The organism is Pseudomonas sp. AE27 (assembly GCF_037113495.1).
Classification (GTDB): domain Bacteria; phylum Pseudomonadota; class Gammaproteobacteria; order Pseudomonadales; family Pseudomonadaceae; genus Aquipseudomonas; species Aquipseudomonas palmensis.
Map to the genome: position 1 here is coordinate 2,072,354 of NZ_CP146966.1, position 18,766 is coordinate 2,091,119.

An 18,766-nucleotide genomic window follows, 5' to 3' on the forward strand; every position below is an offset into this window, starting at 1 on the left:
GTGCACCGCCCCCACAGCACCGGCACAGGTGCCTACAGCCGCCTTTCGCGCAGGTAGGCCAGCACCGCGGCCCGATCGCCGGCGAACTCGATGCGCGCCGCCTTGGCATCGCGCTGGTAGGCGTACATCGGGTCGTAGTACTCGCTCAGCAGGCCTTCGATCCACGCACGGTGCAGCTCCACGGCGCCGCTCGCACGCTGCACCTGCAACGCCGCGTCCATCGCCGCCGCCAGGCGCTGGTAACGCTCGCCACCCAGGCGCCGGACAATGCCCGACAGGCTCTCGCGCAGCCGCCCGGCAAAGTGTTCGAAGCCCTGCTCCGGCCCGTGGGCCAGCACGAACTCGGCGCACAGGTCGATCACATAGTCCTGCAGGATTCGTTGCACGCGGCATTCCAGGCTGTCTTCGAGCCACACCAGCGGCGCCTGCTGCATGCGCCGGTACAGGCCCAGCGGCACCGCGCGGCTGCCGATCATGCGCCCCTCGTCCTCGAGCACGAACTGCTCGATGCCGGCGTTGCGCTTTTTCAGCAGGTCCACCGCCAGGGTGTTCTCAAAACCGATCTGCGCCGGCTGCGCAGTGGCATGCCTGCCGAAGCTGGAGCCACGGTGGTTGGCGTGCCGCTCCAGGTCCAGCGCATTGTCCAGCTGCGCCAGCGCCTCGGTCTTGCCGGTGCCGGTCATGCCGCCCAGCAGCACGAAATCGCACTGCGCCACGGCCTGGTCGCCAACCTCCAGCAGAAACGTGCGCAAGGCCTTGTAGCCCCCGCCTACGCGCCGGTAGCGGATATCGGCCTCATCGCGCAGCCACTGCTGGGTGATCTGCGAACGCAGGCCACCGCGAAAGCAGTACAGCAGGCCATCGGGGTTGGCCCGGGCGAACTGCGCCCAGGCCTGGATACGGGCCTGGCGCAGCGCCCCGGACACCAGCTGGTGCCCGAGCACCATTGCCGCCTGCTGGCCATGCTGCTTGTAGCAGGTGCCCACCTGCTGGCGCTCGTCGTCGTTCATCAACGGCAGATTGCTGGCGTGGGTGAACGCGCCCTTGTCGAACTCGACCGGTGCGCGCACATCCATCAGGGGCACATCGTCGAGAAAGATCGAACGGTAGTCGGTGCAGTCGTCGTGCATCAACACACCTCGACCGCATGGGTGCCGCGCGCCACCAGCGTGCCGATCGGCGTCAGCGCCAGGCCCTGTGCCTGCGTCAGCTCGAGAAACGCCGCCTGCCCTTCAGGCGCCACCGCCACCAGCAGCCCGCCACTGGTCTGCGGGTCGCACAACAGCAGCTTGTGCGCCTCGCTCAACGGGCCGATGCGCTCGCCATAGCTGTCGAAGTTGCGCAGCGTGCCACCGGGTACGCAACCCTGCTCGATGTAGTGCTCGACACTGGCCAGGCGCGGTACCTGCGCCGCTTCCAGGCGCGCGGTCACGCCGCTGCCATCGGCCATTTCCACCAGGTGCCCGAGCAGGCCGAAGCCGGTGACGTCGGTCATGGCCTTGACCCCCTCCAGGCGCGCGATCTGGCTGCCGATACGGTTGAGGGTGCACATCTGGTCACGCGCCAGGCCCACGTCTTCGGCGCGCAGCAGGCCCTTCTTCTCCGCCGTGGTGAGCACGCCGATACCCAGCGGCTTGGTCAGGTACAGCTGGCAGCCGACGGTGGCGGTGTCGTTGCGCTTGATGTGGCGCTTGTCGACGATGCCGGTGACCGCCAGGCCGAAGATCGGCTCGGGGGCGTCGATCGAATGCCCGCCGGCCAGGGGAATGCCGGCCGCATCGCACACCGCGCGCCCGCCGCGGATCACCTCGCGGGCGATCTCCGGGGCCAGCACGTTGACCGGCCAGCCCAGGATGGCGATGGCCATCAGCGGGTCGCCGCCCATGGCGTAGATGTCGCTGATGGCGTTGGTGGCCGCAATGCGGCCGAAATCGAAGGGGTCGTCGACGATGGGCATGAAGAAGTCGGTGGTCGAGACCACGCCGCGCTCGTCATCGATGGCATACACCGCCGCGTCGTCGCGCGAGGCGTTGCCCACCCACAGGCGCGGGTCGAGGTTCTGCGCGCCGCTGCCGGCGAGGATCACCTCGAGCACCTTGGGTGAAATCTTGCAGCCACAGCCGGCGCCGTGGCTGTACTGGGTAAGGCGTACTGGTTCGTTCATCGGTTGTCCCCCGGGTTCAAGCCCCTGAGTCTAAGGCAGGGGACCCGGGGGGCGCTACGTGATGGTGGCTACTGCTAGACCTTGAACTGGGTCACCAGCAGGTTGAGGTCGACCGCAAGGCCTGCCAGCGCCTGGCTGGCGGCATTGCTCTGGCGTGCACCGGCCGCGGTCTGGATCGACAGGTCACGGATGTTGACCAGGTTGCGGTCCACCTCGCGGGCCACCTGGGCCTGCTCCTCACTGGCGCTGGCGATCACCAGGTTGCGCTCGTTGATGCCGGTGATGGCCTGGGTGATCTCGTCCAGGGCGTGACCGCACAGCTGCGCCACTTCCAGGGTGGCGTGGGCGCGCTGGTTGCTGTTGCGCATTGCCGTGACCGCCGTGCCGGTGCCCTGCTCGATGGTCCCGATCATGGTCTCGATCTCCTGGGTGGACTGCTGGGTGCGGTGCGCCAGCGCCCGAACCTCGTCGGCCACCACGGCGAAGCCGCGCCCGGCATCCCCGGCCCGGGCCGCCTCGATGGCGGCGTTGAGGGCCAGCAGGTTGGTCTGTTCGGCAATCGCGCGGATCACTTCCAGCACCTGGCCGATGTTGCGTACATCGCCCGCCAGGTGCTCGACCTGCTCGCAGGTGTGGGTCACGTCGTCGGTAAGCTGGCCGATGGAGTCGACGGTGCGCTGCACCTGCTCGCGGCCGTGGTGGGCGGTCTCGTCGGTCTGGCGCGAAGCCTCGGAGGTGCTCACGGCGTTGCGGGCCACCTCCTCCACGGCCGCCGTCATCTCGTTCACCGCCGTGGCCGCCTGCTCCACTTCGTCGTTCTGCTGCTGCAGCGCGCGATTGGAGTCGTCGGTGGCAGCCTGCAGCTCTTCGGCGGCCGAGGCCAGCTGGCTGGAGGAACTGGCGATTTTCTGCAGCGTGCCGCGCAGGCTGCCCTGCATGTCGCGCAGCGCCAGCAGCAGACGCGCCGGCTCATCCTTGCCGCTGATGCTGATCTCGTCGCACAGGTCGCCACCGGCGATGGTCTGGGCAATGCCCACGGCTTCGCCCAGCGGGCGCACGATGCTGCGCGTGAGCAGCACTGCCAGCGCCACGGTCAAAGCCAGCACCACGGCCAGAATCGCCAGCACCAGGCTGATGGCGCCATGGAATACCTCGGTGCTGCGTTGGGCCGCCTGCTCCCCGCCCTTGTCGTTGAGCGCAATGATTTCGAGCAGGTCGGTGAGCATGCCGTCGGCATTGGTCAGGTACGGGCCGGCGTCCACCAGCGCGATGGCGTCGTCCTTGCGCCCCTGCTGCAGTAACTGGACGACCTTGTGCTGATCGGCAAGGTAGCGCGTCTTGGCCTGCTGGTAGCGGGCGAACGCGGCCTGTTCCTGCGCCAGGGTGATCAGCCCGGCATAGGTCGCCTCCTGGGTGTCCAGCTGCGCTTCGAGCTGGTGCAGACGCGTGATCAGGTCCTGCAGGTCGTCGCCGTCGCGCAGTACCAGCAGGCGCAGGGTCAGGGTGCGGATCTGGGTGCTGGTCAGCGCTACGCCGTTGGCCGCGACAATCGAGGGCAGCCAGTTCTGGTCGACCTGGTTGGACTGTTCGTTCATTCGACGCATTTCCAGCAGCGACAGGCCGCCAAGGGCCATCGCCAGCAGGGCAATCAGCGCGAAGCTGAGGCCGGCACGCAGGGAAATGTTGAGGGAGCGCAGAAGCATGGGGTGTTCCTTGTGGCTGCAAAAGTACAACCCGCGACGGGACAGGCGGCGCGGTCAGGTTCTGCAGGCAAGGCGGTGAAGCGGGAGGGCAGTGTTCTTTATGAGTGCTTGCTCCACTGCCGGCGGGATCACTCGGCGGCAGTGAAGCCATGATATCACATTGACATTAATTGTAACGTTGTCGGTGGTCAGGACTTGAAGCGGCCCACCAGTGCGTTCAATTCGGCCGACAGCGTGGACAGCCGTCCGGAGTCCTCCTGCGCCGAGCTGGCCAGGCTTTCGACCAGGCGCGCTTCGTCGTAGATCTGCTGGATATGCCGGTTGATCTCCTCGGCCACGCTGTGCTGCTCCTCGGCGGCGGCCGAGATCTGCAGGTTCTGGTCGCGGATCTCGTTGACCGACAGCTGGATGCCCTCGAAGCTGTCGCGCGCGCTTTCGATGGAGGTGACACTGGCCCGGGACAGGTCCTGGCAGCTTTGCATCTTCTGCGATACCTCCTGGGTCTTGCTGGCGAGGGTGCCGAGCAACTGGTCGATTTCGCCGGTGGAGTCGGCGGTGCGCTTGGCCAGCGCGCGCACCTCGTCCGCCACCACGGCAAAGCCGCGGCCCTGGTCGCCGGCGCGGGCGGCCTCGATGGCGGCATTGAGCGCCAGCAGGTTGGTCTGCTCGGCGATGGCGCGAATGGTGCCCAGGATCTGGTTGATGCTGCGGCTGCCCTCCTCCAGCTCGACCATGGCCTGGGACGACTCGCTCAGGCGGTTGCCCAGGCGGTTGACGTTCTCGGTGGTCAGCTCGATCTGCTGCTTGCCTTCGGCCACCCGGCGATGCCCGCTTTCGGCGGAATCGGCGGCGTTGCTGCACGAGCGGGCCACCTCGTTGGCGGTGGCGACCATTTCGTTGAATGCAGTGGAAACCAGCTCCACCGCTTCACGCTGGCGCCCGGCCGCCTGGTTCATGTTGGTGGCCACCTCGCTGTTGACCTGCGAGGCGTCGTGCAGGTTGGTGGAGGCTGCGCCGATGCGCTGGATCAACTGGCGGATGGCCGCCAGAAACCGGTTGAACCAGCCGGCCAGCTCGGCGGTTTCGTCCTTGCCCTGCACAACCAGGTCGCGGCGCAGGTCGCCCTCGCCCTCGGCGATCGACTGCAGGCCCGTGCTGACCTGGCCGATGGGCTTGACGATCACCCGGGCGAACGCGGCGCCGATCAGCGCGAAGAAGATCGCCAGCACCACCACGATGATCCCGGCCAGGTAGGTCATGCGCGTGGCGGCGCCCATCACTTCGCGCTGCTCGATCAGGCCCACGAAGCGCCAGCCCAGGCCTGGGGAGGTCCATACGTTGGCCATGTAGCGAACCCCGTCGATCTCGACGTCGGCAGCCCCCTGTTCGGTGGCCGCGAGCCTGGCGTAGGGCTCGCCCAGGTCCTTGAGCGGCTTGAAGCTGTGCCCGTCGTCGCGCGGGTCGACCAGCACCACACCGTCCTCGATCAGCATCACGTAGCCGCTTTGACCCAGCTTGATGCTCTTGACCAGTTCGGTGAGGTTCTTCAGCGAGACACTGACCACGAACACGCCGCGGGGCTTGCCGGCGGTGTCGAGCATGGCCCGGGCGGTGCCCACCAGGGCCACGTCGTCCTTGTCGTAGTAGTAGGCCGGGGTGCGCACGGTCTTGCCGGGGCTGGCCATTGCGGCCTTGTACCAGGGGCGCTGGCGCGGGTCGTAGTTGGCCAGTTGCGGGTCATCCGGCCACTTGGCGTAGGTGCCGTCTTCCAGGCCGATGGACAGGATGGCCGCCGCCGGGTGGGTGGCGCCAAAGCGTGCAAAGGCGTCGATCACCCCCTGGGCCGGCGCTGGCAGGGGCTGGCTGGCAGCGTCGGCAGCGCGGTAGTCCTTGAGCGTCTGCACAGCGCTGTATACAGGATCGGCCGACATCTGATCGACGTTCTGCTGCATCCCGTCGAAGAACTGGCGCATGTTGCCGTCGATCTGGCGTATTTCCCGGGTGCTGCCATCGATGAACTGTTCAACCGCCTGGGTGCGGATATTCATCACGCTGACCACCGCGACCACCGTCACCGGGATGAAAGCCACCAGTACAAACGCAAGGACCAGCTTGTTTTTTATATTCATCGCGCGCTTCACCCTCCCCGGGCATGAGGCGCCAGTCACCCGTGCAGCGTGAGTTCTGGCAATTTGCTATCACCGCTGTTTCGGCTGGGGAGGTGAAAATCTTTAATACAGTTTCGTGTACAAAAAAATGCAGGATTGTTTCTAGTTGGTCGGCCGCATGGGGCGCGGCGCCGGCATGCCAGGCGTGGCGCCCTGCAGCACCAGGCGGGTGATGGTGGCGGCCGCCAGCGCGTAGTCGTCGCCCTGGGGCGCATGCACGCCCGTGAGCTGGGCCATGCGCCAGCCGAAATTGGTGTAGGTGCGGGTGGCCGACCAGATGAACAGCATCAGGTGTTGCGGGTCGACCGGGGCGATCAGGCCGCGTTTGATCCAGCTGTTCAGGCAGTGCACGTTGAGCTGCGCCTCGGCGTGCAGCAGGTCGCGGCACACCCCGGGCAGTTGCTTGGCCCCATGCAGCAACTCGCTGCTGAACACGTTGGAGGTGTACGGGTGGTCACGCACGATGCGGATGCGCGCCTGGATGTAGGCCGGCAGCGCCACCTGCGGGTCATCGCTGGCGCGCAGCACGGCGGAGGCCGCGAGCAAGGGTTCCAGAAAGGCCATCAGCACCCGGGTGTAGAGGTTTTCCTTGGTCTGGAAGTAGTAGTACAGGTTGGCCTTGGGCACGCCGGCGCGGGCCGCGATGTCGCGGGTCTGGGCGGCGTTGTAGCCCTTGCTGGCGAATTCCTCGCTGGCGGCCTCGAGAATCAGCTGCTGGTTGCGTTGACGAATGCTGGACATGGCGATGGCACTTCGGGGAAAGACCTTCGCAATATACAAAAATACATAGCGATGAGGCTATGCATGCCAGGTTGCGGGCGCGCCTTCGCCGGCAAGGCCGGCGGCTGGAGTGGGTGGGGCGCCTCAGGCCTCGGCCAGCAGGTAGGTGCGCAGGTCCCTGGAGACCTCTTCGGCCAGCAGCCCGACGATCACCTCGACACCGGCCTGACGCAACAGGCGAACCCCGGCCCCGGCATTGCGCGGGTCCGGGTCGAGCATGCCGACGAACACCCGCTCCACCCCCTTGTCGATCAACGCCAGGGCACACGACGGGGTGCGCCCCTGGAACGAACAGGGCTCCAGGGTCACATACGCTGTCACACCCCGGCCCCCTTCCGGCAATTTCGCCAACGCCATCGCCTCGGCATGGGGCTGCCCCGGCGGCTGGGTGTGGCCCTGGCTGATCACCTGGTGATCGCGGACCATCACGCAGCCCACCGGCGGGTTGGGCCGGCACGCCGGCAAGGCACGGCGCCCCTCGATCAGGGCCAGTTGCATGAAATCGCTGTTGGAAGGGAGTATCGGCATAAGGTCCTTGCCCAGTGGGTTCCAGAATGAGCGAAGGCGACAGGGTACTCCTGCTGCACGGCGAGGGCACGATTTCTCCCGCATCGTGCGCTCACGCCAGTTGCCCGTTGTCGCTGCCGGCGGGCTTCGCTATAGTCACGCCCTGGCGTTCTCCGCGCCTGCCGTCCGCGCAAAGGGCCACGCCCCGGTACAGAACAGCCTCATTCGTCGATACGACTCCCGGCCTGCAAGCGGACAAGGCCCGACCCAGGAGATCGTATGCTCGCCGCCCTGCCCCCGCACATCTGCCATGACGGCAGAATCAACCTCGAACACCAGCGCAAACGCGCCAAGACCCTGCTCAGGCACCTGCTGGCCGGCACTGCGCCGGCGCACTTCAAGCCCCTGCCCCACAGCCGCGCCCCACGCCTGGCCGATGCGCAGTGGCTGATCGCGCAGGAGCTGGGCTTTGCCAGCTGGCCAAGGCTCAAGGCGCATGTCGACGCCATCGACTTTGCCGCACGCAACCCCGGCTTCGAAGCCGACGACGAAGCCCGCAGCGTGCATTGGCGGTGCGGCAACGACATCGCCCATACCCTGCGCCTGGCCGGTTTCAAGGGGGCCTTCCATACCTTCATCGACCCGCTGTGCATGGGCCCGGTACCGGCACTGCCGGCGCAACCGTTGCTCGCCCTGCGCAACGACTACATCAGCCGCGTGTTCGGCATGCCAGAAGCCGACGTGGCGCGGCGCAGTGCCGAGGAGTACGCCGCCCTGGCGCAGCTCGACGGGTGCCCGCATGCCGTGCTGTGGTGCGAGGCGGATGCCTATGACCAGCTGTTCCTGATCCGCGTGCTGGCGGGCATCGAGCAGTTGCCCGAGTGCCTGGAACTGATCGAGATCAGCCAGGTGCCGGGGGTGCAGCGTTTCATCGGCATCGGCCAGCTCGCGCCGGACCTGCTGGCCTGGCTGTGGCCCCAGCGTCGGCGCCTGGACGAGGCAGCGCTGTCGCTGGCCCGGCGTGCCTGGGCGGCGTACTGCGCGCCCTCGCCACTGGCCTGGGCGCAACTGGCCCATGCGCCAAGCCCGGCACTGCCCTTGCTGGCGCCGGCATTGCTGCGCCAGTTGCAGGAACTGCCGGGGCTGGCCGACGGCCTGTCGCTGACCGAGCGCCTGGCCCTGGGCATCGTCGCCGAGGCCGGCAGCCTGGCGTTCGGCCGGGTGTTCGCAGAGCTCATGGGCAGGCGCGAGCCACTGCCGTACCTGGGCGACCAGATGTTCCATGCGCTGATGCGCCCGCTGATCGATGCGCCCACGCCGTTGCTGTTCGAAGCGGACGTTCACCTGCCCTGGCCGCAACGCAGCCTGACCCTCACGGCCCTGGGCCAGCGGGTACTGGCAGGTGACGCCTACTGGCTGGACCAGGCGGCCCCCGAACGCTGGGTAGGCGGTGTACGCCTGCAGGCCGGGCTGGCGCACTGGGCACTGGATGCCCATGGCCAGCCGGTGTGGCGCCATCAACCGTCCTGATGCCTGCCGAACGACCGCCGACCTAGCCAAAGGTCGGCACCCCAAAACGTAACAATATGTACAAAGCACGCGGTTGATTGTTTATGCTGGCCTGCTCATGCCATGGCGCATAGCCACATCGACCTGTTAATCGACCATGAAAATCTTTCTCGTTCTACTGTTTGTCTTCTCCATCGCCTACGTGCACCTGCGCGGGCGCGTGCGGCACAAGCTCACCCGCCAGCTGGGCGATCACTCCAGCTTCCTGGCCCCGATCAACGTGTTCCTCTACCTGTTCTCCCGGCTGCCGGCCAAGCCTTACCTGCCGGTGGAGGCCTTCCCCGAGCTCAAGCCGCTGCAGGACAACTGGCAGGAAATTCGTGCCGAAGCCCAGCAACTGCTGCACGTGGGCGAAATCAAGAGTTCGCAGAGCCATGACGACGTCGGCTTCAACTCGTTCTTCAAGAGCGGCTGGAAGCGCTTCTACCTGAAGTGGTACGGCGAAAGCCACCCGTCGGCCATGAAGCTGTGCCCACGCACCACCGAACTGCTGCAGGGCATCGGCACGGTCAAGGCGGCGATGTTCGCCACCCTGCCGCCGGGCTCCAAACTTGTGCGCCATCGTGACCCGTATGCCGGCTCCTACCGCTACCACCTGGGGCTGGACACGCCCAACGACGAGGCCTGCTATATCTGCGTCGACGGCGAGAACTACCACTGGCGCGACGGCGAGGCGGTGATGTTCGACGAAACCTACATCCACTACGCGGCCAACCACACCGAGCACAATCGCATCATCCTGTTCTGTGATGTGGAGCGACCGCTGAAGTACCGCTGGGCGACGGCGTTCAACCGCTGGTTCAGCCGCAAGGTGATGGCCGCCGCTGCGGCGCCGAACGATGCGGGCGACAAGACCGGCGGGATCAACCGGCTGTTCACGCGCATCTACAAGATCCGCGAGCGCGGCAAGGCGCTGAAGAAGCGCAACCGGCTGCGCTACTACCTGGAAAAGTGGGCGGTGGTGGCGCTGTTGCTGCTGGTGTTCATCTATATCTGAGGTGGCCCTTTCGCCGGCAAGGCCGGCTCCTGCCGGCGGCGCGTGAGCCTGTGGGGGCCGGCCTTGCGGCAAAACGGCCCCTACCAAAGTACGCCCCCACCCCGACCATCGACCAACGGCGCCCCAGTGCCGAAAAAACTAGCTTCACTGTTCATTTTGTCGCAACACAAAAAGGTGAAGACGATGAGCATGATGGACTGGGATGGCTACCGCAAACAGCTGATGGCCGGTATCGGCGACCTCAAGCAACTCTCGCCCGGCACGGTCGACGGCTACATGACCGCCAGCGGCGCCGGGGCCAAGACCAACCACCTGGACGCAAAGACCCGCGAGCTGATCTCCCTGGCCGTGGCGGTGACCACCCGCTGCGACGGCTGCATTGCCGTGCACTCGGCGCAGGCGGTCAAGCAAGGCGCCACCCGTGAGGAAATCGCCGAGGCCCTGGGCGTGGCCGTGGCGATGAACGCCGGCGCCGCTCTGGTGTACTCGGCGCGCGCACTGGATGCGGTGGGCAAGGCCGGGGAGTAACCCGGCCCGGGGCCTGCGCTCAGGGCTGCGCAGGCCGCTCCATCAGCACCACCTCGATCGGGTCGCCGCCCACCCCGTGGGAGAAGAAGTCGCGCCCCTTGGCGACAAACCCGTGACGCTGATAGAAGCCCTCGGCATTCAGCGTGGACTCGACCTTGATCACCTCCACGCCCGGCGCCCGGGCCTTGGCCAGGCCCGCCTCCAGCAGGCGGCTGCCCAGTTGCTGGCCGGCCGCCTGCTGCAGCACGAACAGGCGCGTGACTTCGCCAGGTTCAGCGTCGACAAAACCGACCACCGTCTCACCCTGACATGCCACCACCATCGAGCCCTTGGCAATGGAACGCTCGTAATCCTCATGGGTTCGCTGGCCCATCCAGCCGCGCAACTGCTCATCCGAATAGCGCCCACCCGCCAATTGCGTGATCGACTGGTGCGTCACCGCAAATACCGCTGCCCCATCGCCGGCCCGGGCCGCGCGCAAGGTGATCGACTCCATGGGTTCCCTTCCCCTGTGAATGCATGAGCCGCCACTCTAGCCGGCCTGCACGGTGGCCTCAACCACCCGGGTTGGTGAACTGGATGTACAGGCAGAAGCTGCCCAGCAGCAGCCAGAAGCCGATGAACAGCCAGGGCGTGCGCATGGAGAACAGCAGCGACTTGCAAAAGCCCTTGTGGCTCGATTCCAGCTCGTTGAACAGCGGCGATTCGTCGTAGGCCAGGCCCATGGCCGGCTTGCTGTGCAGCAGGTTGCTCTGCTTGAAGTGCCAGTGGTCGATGATCAGGTAGGCCGCGCGTATGCCCGGCCAGGCGTTGAGCGAGCTGACGATGCCAAGCAGCGCCATCAGGCACGGCACCACCAAGGTGAACAGCTTGCCCCATTCGGGGTTGAGGTTGGCCATCGACGAGGCAAAGGCGATCACCAGGAACGACTGCGCCGTGAGGTAGGCGTTGGTCCGGTTGGACAGCAGGCTGGTTTCGTACTGGATCTCGCGCCGGTAGAAGTCCAGGCGCTCCTTGGGCGAGCCGAACAACAACGGGTCGTCTTCGTCGCTCGATTGCACGGGCAAGGGCTGGGTGATGATTTTCGACATGTCTGGGTATCCGCAACCAGTGGTCGAATTTGGAGCCCGCCCCGGCGCCAGCGTTCAGTTGATTGCGCCGGTCGGGGCGCAATCCCTTAGAATGGCGCCCCACCCGCCCCCTTCGCCCGCCAAGGATTCCCATGCTGCAGATCCGCCCGATGACCGCCGCCGATTTCGACCGCTTCTGGCCCACCTTCCAGGCCGTGATCGCGGCGCGGGAGACCTACGCCTACGACCCGAACCTGAGCCTGGAGCAGGCCCGGCACCTGTGGCTGGAGGTGCCGCTGCACACGCTGGTGGTCGAGGACGAGGGCCAGTTGCTGGGCGCGTACTACCTCAAGGCCAATGCCGCAGGCCCCGGCAGCCATGTGAGCAACTGCGGCTACATGGTCGCCGAGGCCGCCCGCGGGCGCGGCGTGGCGCGGCTGATGTGCGAGCACTCCCAGCGCCTGGCACGCAACGAGGGCTTCCTGGCCATGCAGTTCAACTCGGTGGTGGCCAGCAACGAGGTGGCCGTGGCGCTGTGGCACGCGCTGGGCTTCGAGACCGTCGGGCGCCTGCCCAGGGCCTACCAGCATGCCCGCCTGGGCCTGGTCGACTGCCTGGTGATGTACAAGTGGCTGGGTGAAATGACTGCGCCCGAACAGCCAAGGCTGATCGGGCGCAAGAACATCGAGGCGGTGGTGTCGCGCAAGCGCGGGCGCTAGCCCTTAGAACGCAAGGCCGACCTTGATGCCGAACTCGTCACGCTTGAGCTTGATGTTGTCGGCCACTTCCGAGTCTTCGTCCAGCTTGTACTCGGTGCGGGTGTAGTACAGGCCGGCCATCACCGGCATCGAGCCCTTCTGGTTCATCAGCAGGCTGACTTCGGCATAGGGGTTGGTACGGTCCTTGAGGTCGACAGTGTCGTTGCCCACGTCTTCGACATGCAGCTTGGCCTTGCTGTCCAGCGAACGGCGTGCACCGGCTTCCAGGCGCAGGGTCATGTCGTCGAACTGGTGGTTGTAGCCCAGCGCGGCCTTGGCGAAGGGGGTGCGACCGGTCAGCTTCATGTCGTAGCCGTTGGATTCCAGCTCGTAGCGCGACCAGTTGTAGCCGCCGCCCACGATCAGGTCGACCGAGTTGCGCGCATCGATCGCGGCGCGCCAGCCCAGGTCCACGTCGGCCTGGCCTTCCTTGAGCTTGGTGTCGTTGTGGTCGCCGTACTTGAGGTCGACACCGGCCTGGTAGATGAAGCCGGATTCAGCGGTGAGCTTGTTGCCGAAGTTGAAGAACAGGCCGCCTTCACCCATGCGGTCGGTATCGGACTCGCTGCCGCCTTCGAGCTTGAACTTGTTGTAGGCGCCGAGAACACCAAAGGTTGCAATCGGGTCGGTGGGGGCTGCGGCCAGCGCACTCAGGGGGGCGGCCAGTACCGCCAGGGCCGAGGTCTTGAGCAGCAGGTTGCCGAATCGCTTGGACATCACTTTCAGTCTCCATTTATGTGAAAGGCACTCGGGGTCGAATGCGACCTTTCGAACCCCGGGCGTTTCAAAAAGTTCAGACGAAGGCTCTGGGGTGCGGGTTGTGTCACAGAAACCGTGTCGCCTTGTTCGCCGGCAATGCCGGCTCCTACCGGGTTCTCAGGCGTTCACAAAACCCTGTGGGAGCTGGCATTGCCAGCGAAGGCAACGCCGCAGATATACAGCCGATTGAATGTTTTCAGCACCGCGCAGTCCCACCCTTCAAGCCCCAGCCATCAGGAGTACCGCATGACTGCACGCAAACTGTTCACCACCCTTGCCCTGCTCGGCAGTGTCGCGCTGGTTCAGCTCCCGGCCCAGGCCGCCGAGCCCAGCGTGGTCGCGCCTGAGTCCCCGACCCGCGAGCTGAAGGTGCACGACAAGGCCCCCGACCTCTACAAGCGCGACGACATGGCCCTGCGCGGCTGGAAGGAAAAGGGCCTGAGCCAGCCCGACGAAGACAGCCAGTGGGTCAAGATCCAGGACAACTACGTGCTGATCGAAATCACCAACGGCACCATCAAGAAGATCGTGCCCGCCAAGGGCTAGCCCAGCACCGGCAGGCTGTAGCGCTCGGCGAAGTACTGGCGCAGGAACTCGACCGCCACGCGTACTTTCGCCGAGCTGGCCAGGGGCGAGGTGTATACCGCCCAGATGTCCGCCGCCTGGTGGTAGTCCTCCAGCACCGGCACCAGCCGGCCATCGGCCAGGCTGTCGTGCACATCCCAGTACGAACGCAGCAGTATCCCTCGCCCGTCCAGGCACCATTGGTGCGCCACCTCGCCGTGGTTGGTCGACAGCCCGCCGGTCACCCGCACGCTCTGCTCGCCCTGCGGCCCCTGTAGTTGCCAGACGCCGAACGGGTGGTCACGCTCCTTGATCACCAGGCAGTCATGGCTGCTCAACTCGGCCAGTTGGCGCGGCGTGCCGCGCCGTTGCAGGTAGCCCGGTGCGGCGCACAGCACGCGCCGGTTGTGGGCCAGCGGCTTGGCGATCAGGTGCGGGGCAATCACGTTGCCCACGCGGATATCCAGGTCTACCCCCTCCTCGATCAGGTCCACCAGGCGGTCGTGCACGTCCAGGCGGATATCCAGCTGCGGGTAGCGCTCGGCCAGCTCCGACAGCGCCGGCGCCACGAAGCGCCGGCCCAGGCCCAGGCTGCTGGCGATACGCAACTGGCCCACCGGCACGCGGTGCTGGGTGCTGATGTCGTCGCCCATGCGCTGCACCGTCTCGAAGATCTGCAAGGCCCACTGGTAGACCCGCTCGCCCTCCTCGCTCAGCGACACCCGCCGCGTGGTGCGGTGCAGCAGGCGCACGCCCATCTGCTGCTCGAGCAGGCGCACACGCTTGCTGATGAACGCGGCCGACATGCCCAGTTGCTCGGCCACCGCGGCAAAGCTGGCGCGCTTGGCCACCTGGACAAAAATGTTGAGGTCTTCGAGGTTGGGCAGACTATTCACGATATGTGCACAAAGAATTCATGTTGGGCGAGATTATCTCTGACCCGATGGCTTATAGCATGCGCTCACCTGTTCCCAAACAACAACGAGTGAGCCGCCATGACCAAGACCTTCAAGATTGCCGCCATTCCCGGCGACGGTATCGGAAACGAAGTGCTGCCCGAGGGCATCCGCGTGGTCGAAGCCGCCGCGCGCAAGCACGGCCTGGACATCCAGTTCGAATTCTTCGAGTGGGCCAGCTGCGACTATTACCTGGCCCACGGCAAGATGATGCCCGATGACTGGTTCGAGCAGCTCAAGGGCTTCGATGCGCTGTACTTCGGTGCGGTAGGCTGGCCCGACAAGGTGCCGGACCACATCTCGCTGTGGGGCTCGCTGCTCAAGTTCCGCCGCGACTTCGACCAGTACGTGAACATCCGTCCGGTGCGCCTGTTCCCCGGCGTACCCTGCCCGCTGGCCGGTCGCGAGCCGGGCGACATCGACTTCGTGGTGATCCGCGAGAACACCGAGGGCGAATACTCCTCGCTGGGCGGTCGCATGTTCGAAGGCACCGAAAACGAGTTCGTGCTGCAGGAGTCGGTGTTCACCCGCCGCGGCGTCGACCGCATTCTCAAGTATGCCTTCGACGTGGCGCAGACCCGCGAGCGCAAGCACGTGACCTCGGCCACCAAGTCCAACGGCATGGCCGTGAGCATGCCGTACTGGGACGAGCGCACCGCCGCGATGGCCGCCAACTACCCCGAGATCAGCTGGGACAAGCAGCACATCGACATCCTCTGCGCACGCTTCGTGCTGCAGCCGGACCGCTTCGACGTGGTGGTGGCTTCCAACCTGTTCGGCGACATCCTCTCCGACCTGGGCCCGGCCTGCGCCGGCACCATCGGCATCGCACCGTCGGCCAACCTCAACCCCGAGCGCAGGTTCCCGTCGCTGTTCGAACCGGTCCACGGCTCGGCGCCGGATATCTTCGGCCAGAACATCGCCAACCCGATCGCGATGATCTGGTCCGGGGCGCTGATGCTGGAGTTCCTCGGCAATGACGGCGCCGACCCGCGCTACCGCGCCGCCCACGACGACATCCTTGGCGCCATCGAGCGCGTGATCGCCGCCGGCGACACCACCCGCGACATGGGCGGGCAGAAGTCCACCCAACAGGTCGGCCAGGCCATCACCGCGCTGATCGAAGGGTGAAACAACGGGCCGGTTGTCTGAATTGCCAGACAATCCGGCCCGTCACCTCTTGCGAGCCCACAAGATTCTAGGCAGAATCTGTTAACCAAAAGATAGACGTTAACTTATAGTTAACAGAAGGAGGACGCTTTACCGCACTACCCCCCCGGATTGCCTGCCGGGTACAGATAAGAACGCCAACGTCCAGGAGACGATGATGTCGCACAAGAATAAAAAACAGATAGATGTGTTCCTGATTACCGTGAGCCTGATTGCCGTGCTGCTCACCGTGATCGGCCTCGCCGTGTTTCCCTCCCAGGCCGAACAGGCCGCCAACCAGTTGTTCGAGATTGCCACCCGTACCTTCGGCACCAGTGTCCAGGTGCTGGTATTCGGCAGTTCGCTGGCCGTGCTGTATCTGGCGTTCAGCAAGTACGGCAACATCCGCTTCGGCAGCGGCAAGCCCGAGTACTCCACCCCCACCTGGGTGTTCATGTTCATCTGTGCCGGCATGGGGTCATCGACCCTGTACTGGGGCGTGATGGAATGGGCCTACTACTACCAGACCCCTGGTCTGAACATTGCCGCGCAATCGAGCCAGGCGCTGGAATACAGCGTCAGCTACTCGTTCTTCCACTGGGGCATCAGCGCCTGGTCGATCTATGCCCTGGCCTCGCTGGCCATGGCCTATCACTTCCACGTGCGCAAGAAGAGCGGCCTGAACCTGGCCTCGATCGTCGAGGCGGTGACCGGCTTCAAGGCCACCGGCCCGATCGGTCGCACCGTGGACCTGATCTTCCTGCTGACCATGATGGGCGCGCTGACCGTGTCGCTGGCGCTCACCGCCTCGACCCTGACCCGCGGCCTGCATGACCTGGCCGGCACCCCCGACACCTTCACCGTGCAACTGATGGTGATCGGTGCAGTGGCCATCCTGTTCTCGCTCAGTTCCTACATCGGCATCGATGGCGGCCTGCAGCGCCTGAGCAAGATGGTGTGCATCGGCGCGCTGGTGTTCGCCGGCGTGGTGCTGCTGGTGGGCCCGACCCAGTTCACCATCAACAACACCGCCAACTCCATCGGCCTGATGGTGCAGAACTATGTGCGCATGAGCCTGTTCACCGACCCGGCCGGCGACGGCGCGTTCACCCGCAACTGGACGGTGTTCTACTGGCTGTGGTGGGTGTCCTATGCCCCGGGCGTGGCCATGTTCGTGACCCGTGTGTCCCGTGGGCGCCAGCTCAAGGAAGTGGTGTTCGCCCTGCTCGCCGGTGGCAGCGTGGGCTGCTGGTTCTTCTTTGGCGCGCTGGAAAGCTACAGCATGCACCAGTTCATCAACGGCGCCATCGACGTACCGAAGATCCTCAGCGAGCAAGGCGGCGAATCGGCGGTCAGTGCCCTGCTGACAGCACTGCCGATGGGCAAGGTGTTCCTGGGCGTGTACCTGTTCATCATGGCGGTGTTCTGCGCCTCGCACATGGACGCTGCCGCCTATGCCGTGGCGGCCACCAGTACCCGCAACCTGCGCGAAGGCGACGACCCCACCCCCACCCACCGTCTGTTCTGGTGCGTGGTGCTGACCCTGGTACCGCTGGCCATGCTGTTCGCCAAGGCCTCGCTGTCGACCATGAAGACCGCCGTGGTGCTGACCGCGATCCCGTTCATGGTGATCCTGCTGATCAAGATCTACGGCTTCTTCAAGTGGATGCTGCAGGACTACGGCCACGTGCCGGCCCACCGCATCGAGGAAGAGGCCGCGCGCCTGGCCGGCGAGCAGCCCGAACAGCCTGAACCCGTTGAACAACCCGCAGCGGCCCCGGTAACCGCGACGGCCCGCTGAGTCGCTGACCCCGACCCACCTGCACGGATGCAGGCCTGACGGTCCTTTTTTTTGCCTGTTCTGTTAACCAATAGATACACGTAAACCAATAAGTAAAAGCCAATTGAACAACGGTGCGCCGGCCTGGCTGGACGCCCCCGTGAGGAGATAGCAATGAACGACTTCAAACGCCTGCCCGCCGATTTCTGCGCCAGCGCAGACGAGGCCTTCACCATTCCGGCCAAGTTCTACACCCAGCCTGCGGTGTTCGAGCACGAGAAAGAGAACATCTTCGCGCGCAGCTGGATCTGCGTGGGTCATCGCAGCGAAGTGGCCGAGAACAACGCCTACATCACCCGCGAGATCATCGGCGAGAGCATCATCGTGGTGCGTGGTCGCGACAGCGTGCTGCGCGCCTTCTACAACGTGTGCCCGCACCGTGGCCACCAGTTGCTCAGCGGCAGCGGCAAGGCCAAGAACGTGATCACCTGCCCGTACCACGCCTGGACCTTCAAGCTCGACGGCGAACTGGCCCACGCACGCAACTGCGAGAACGTGGTCAACTTCGACAAGCAGAACTCCACCCTGGTGCAGCTGCGCGTGGAAGAGTACGCAGGCTTCATCTTCATCAACATGGACATGGACGCCGGCAGCGTCGAAGACCAGCTGCCCGGCCTGCAGGCACGCATGCGCCAGGCCTGCGCGGTGATCGACGACCTGCACCTGGCAGCACGTTTCGTCAGCGATACCCCGGCCAACTGGAAGTCCATCGTCGACAACTACCTGGAGTGCTACCACTGCGCCCCGGCGCACCCGGGCTTCTCCGACTCGGTGGACGTCGGCCAGTACAGCCACACCACCTACGGCAACTGGACCCTGCAATATGGCCTGGCCAAGCCGTCGGAGCAGTCGTTCAAGTTCGACGAAAGCGTCAAGGACCCCTCCTTCGCCGGCTTCTGGGCATGGCCGTGCACCATGTTCAACGTGCCGCCAGGCGCGAACTTCATGACCGTGATCTACGAGTTCCCGGTCGACGCCGAAACCACCCTGCAGCACTACGACGTGTACTTCCTGAACAAGGACATCACCGAAGAGCAGCAGAAACTCATCGACTGGTACCGCGAGGTGTTCCGCCCCGAGGACCTGCGCCTGGTCGAGAGCGTGCAGAAGGGCCTCAAGTCCCGCGGCTACCGTGGCCAGGGCCGGATCATGGCCGACCGTGAGCGCAGCGGCATGAGCGAGCACGGCATCGCCCACTTCCACAACCTGATCGCCGTCGCCCACCTCAACGACTGACAACGCCCGCCCCCGGTA

18 protein-coding genes are annotated in these 18,766 nt (G+C 65.5%); 8 read left to right on the forward strand and 10 right to left on the reverse strand.

Annotated features, from left to right (window positions below):
• Positions 1-32: 32 nt before the first annotated feature.
• The 6 genes from mnmH to V9K84_RS09505 all read right to left on the reverse strand — a co-directional run bounded on the left by mnmH (position 33) and on the right by V9K84_RS09505 (position 7,343).
• Complete coding sequence (gene mnmH, locus V9K84_RS09480; RefSeq protein ID WP_088515108.1) at positions 33-1,130, reverse strand: tRNA 2-selenouridine(34) synthase MnmH; 1,098 nt, start codon at positions 1,128-1,130, stop codon at positions 33-35.
• Positions 1,130-2,164, reverse strand: coding sequence for a selenide, water dikinase SelD (gene selD, locus V9K84_RS09485; protein ID WP_043860242.1), 1,035 nt, complete (start codon positions 2,162-2,164; stop codon positions 1,130-1,132). The genes mnmH and selD overlap by 1 nt, the downstream gene beginning before the upstream one ends.
• Positions 2,165-2,238: 74 nt before the next feature.
• The gene (locus tag V9K84_RS09490; protein ID WP_043860243.1) at positions 2,239-3,867 is read right to left on the reverse strand and encodes a methyl-accepting chemotaxis protein; all 1,629 of its coding nucleotides are present in this window, start codon (positions 3,865-3,867) and stop codon (positions 2,239-2,241) included.
• 188 nt (positions 3,868-4,055) lie between these two features.
• On the reverse strand, positions 4,056-5,996 hold the full coding sequence (locus V9K84_RS09495; protein ID WP_088515109.1) for a methyl-accepting chemotaxis protein: 1,941 nt from the start codon (positions 5,994-5,996) through the stop codon (positions 4,056-4,058).
• Positions 5,997-6,137: 141 nt separating this feature from the next.
• Positions 6,138-6,776, reverse strand: coding sequence for a TetR/AcrR family transcriptional regulator (locus tag V9K84_RS09500; protein ID WP_088515110.1), 639 nt, complete (start codon positions 6,774-6,776; stop codon positions 6,138-6,140).
• A 123-nt stretch (positions 6,777-6,899) separates the two neighbouring features.
• On the reverse strand, positions 6,900-7,343 hold the full coding sequence (locus V9K84_RS09505) for a bifunctional diaminohydroxyphosphoribosylaminopyrimidine deaminase/5-amino-6-(5-phosphoribosylamino)uracil reductase RibD (RefSeq protein ID WP_043860246.1): 444 nt from the start codon (positions 7,341-7,343) through the stop codon (positions 6,900-6,902).
• 258 nt (positions 7,344-7,601) lie between these two features.
• On the opposite strand from V9K84_RS09505, the gene V9K84_RS09510 reads away from it, so the two are divergent.
• From V9K84_RS09510 to V9K84_RS09520, 3 genes are all read left to right on the forward strand, one after another.
• Positions 7,602-8,852: a DUF1835 domain-containing protein gene (locus tag V9K84_RS09510; RefSeq protein WP_088515111.1), complete on the forward strand. Its 1,251-nt coding sequence runs from the start codon at positions 7,602-7,604 to the stop codon at positions 8,850-8,852.
• A gap of 136 nt (positions 8,853-8,988) precedes the next feature.
• Positions 8,989-9,888: a lipid A hydroxylase LpxO gene (lpxO, locus tag V9K84_RS09515; protein ID WP_043860248.1), complete on the forward strand. Its 900-nt coding sequence runs from the start codon at positions 8,989-8,991 to the stop codon at positions 9,886-9,888.
• Between the two features lie 183 nt (positions 9,889-10,071).
• A complete protein-coding gene (locus tag V9K84_RS09520; RefSeq protein ID WP_078481264.1) occupies positions 10,072-10,416 on the forward strand; it encodes a carboxymuconolactone decarboxylase family protein in 345 nt (114 codons plus the stop codon).
• A gap of 19 nt (positions 10,417-10,435) precedes the next feature.
• Here the strand turns inward: V9K84_RS09520 and V9K84_RS09525 are convergent, their stop codons facing one another.
• Both V9K84_RS09525 and V9K84_RS09530 read right to left on the reverse strand, forming a co-directional pair.
• Positions 10,436-10,912 carry a GNAT family N-acetyltransferase gene (locus V9K84_RS09525; protein ID WP_043860250.1) on the reverse strand — a complete coding sequence of 159 codons (477 nt, stop codon included), beginning with the start codon at positions 10,910-10,912 and terminating at the stop codon, positions 10,436-10,438.
• Between the two features lie 58 nt (positions 10,913-10,970).
• Entirely contained in the window at positions 10,971-11,507 is a 537-nt protein-coding gene (locus tag V9K84_RS09530) for a hypothetical protein (RefSeq protein WP_043860251.1), read from the reverse strand.
• A 131-nt stretch (positions 11,508-11,638) separates the two neighbouring features.
• On the opposite strand from V9K84_RS09530, the gene V9K84_RS09535 reads away from it, so the two are divergent.
• Complete coding sequence (locus tag V9K84_RS09535) at positions 11,639-12,205, forward strand: N-acetyltransferase (RefSeq protein ID WP_043863946.1); 567 nt, start codon at positions 11,639-11,641, stop codon at positions 12,203-12,205.
• Between the two features lie 3 nt (positions 12,206-12,208).
• On the opposite strand, the gene V9K84_RS09540 is transcribed toward V9K84_RS09535, so the two are convergent.
• Entirely contained in the window at positions 12,209-12,961 is a 753-nt protein-coding gene (locus tag V9K84_RS09540; protein ID WP_043863947.1) for an outer membrane beta-barrel protein, read from the reverse strand.
• 288 nt (positions 12,962-13,249) lie between these two features.
• Here V9K84_RS09540 and V9K84_RS09545 point away from each other — a divergent pair, with 288 nt between their 5' ends.
• A complete protein-coding gene (locus tag V9K84_RS09545) occupies positions 13,250-13,549 on the forward strand; it encodes an RcnB family protein (RefSeq protein ID WP_043863948.1) in 300 nt (99 codons plus the stop codon).
• On the opposite strand, the gene V9K84_RS09550 is transcribed toward V9K84_RS09545, so the two are convergent.
• Positions 13,546-14,463 (reverse strand): LysR substrate-binding domain-containing protein, encoded by a 918-nt coding sequence (locus V9K84_RS09550; RefSeq protein ID WP_054914402.1) that lies wholly within the window; start codon positions 14,461-14,463, stop codon positions 13,546-13,548. The two genes, V9K84_RS09545 and V9K84_RS09550, sit on opposite strands and share 4 nt — an antisense overlap.
• 99 nt (positions 14,464-14,562) lie before the next feature.
• Between V9K84_RS09550 and V9K84_RS09555 the strand changes: the two genes are divergently transcribed.
• The 3 genes from V9K84_RS09555 to V9K84_RS09565 all read left to right on the forward strand — a co-directional run bounded on the left by V9K84_RS09555 (position 14,563) and on the right by V9K84_RS09565 (position 18,748).
• Positions 14,563-15,654: a tartrate dehydrogenase gene (locus V9K84_RS09555; RefSeq protein WP_043863950.1), complete on the forward strand. Its 1,092-nt coding sequence runs from the start codon at positions 14,563-14,565 to the stop codon at positions 15,652-15,654.
• Positions 15,655-15,850: 196 nt separating this feature from the next.
• Positions 15,851-17,473 (forward strand): BCCT family transporter, encoded by a 1,623-nt coding sequence (locus tag V9K84_RS09560; protein WP_043863951.1) that lies wholly within the window; start codon positions 15,851-15,853, stop codon positions 17,471-17,473.
• Between the two features lie 153 nt (positions 17,474-17,626).
• Complete coding sequence (locus V9K84_RS09565; RefSeq protein ID WP_043863952.1) at positions 17,627-18,748, forward strand: ring-hydroxylating oxygenase subunit alpha; 1,122 nt, start codon at positions 17,627-17,629, stop codon at positions 18,746-18,748.
• The last annotated feature ends 18 nt before the right edge of the window (positions 18,749-18,766 follow it).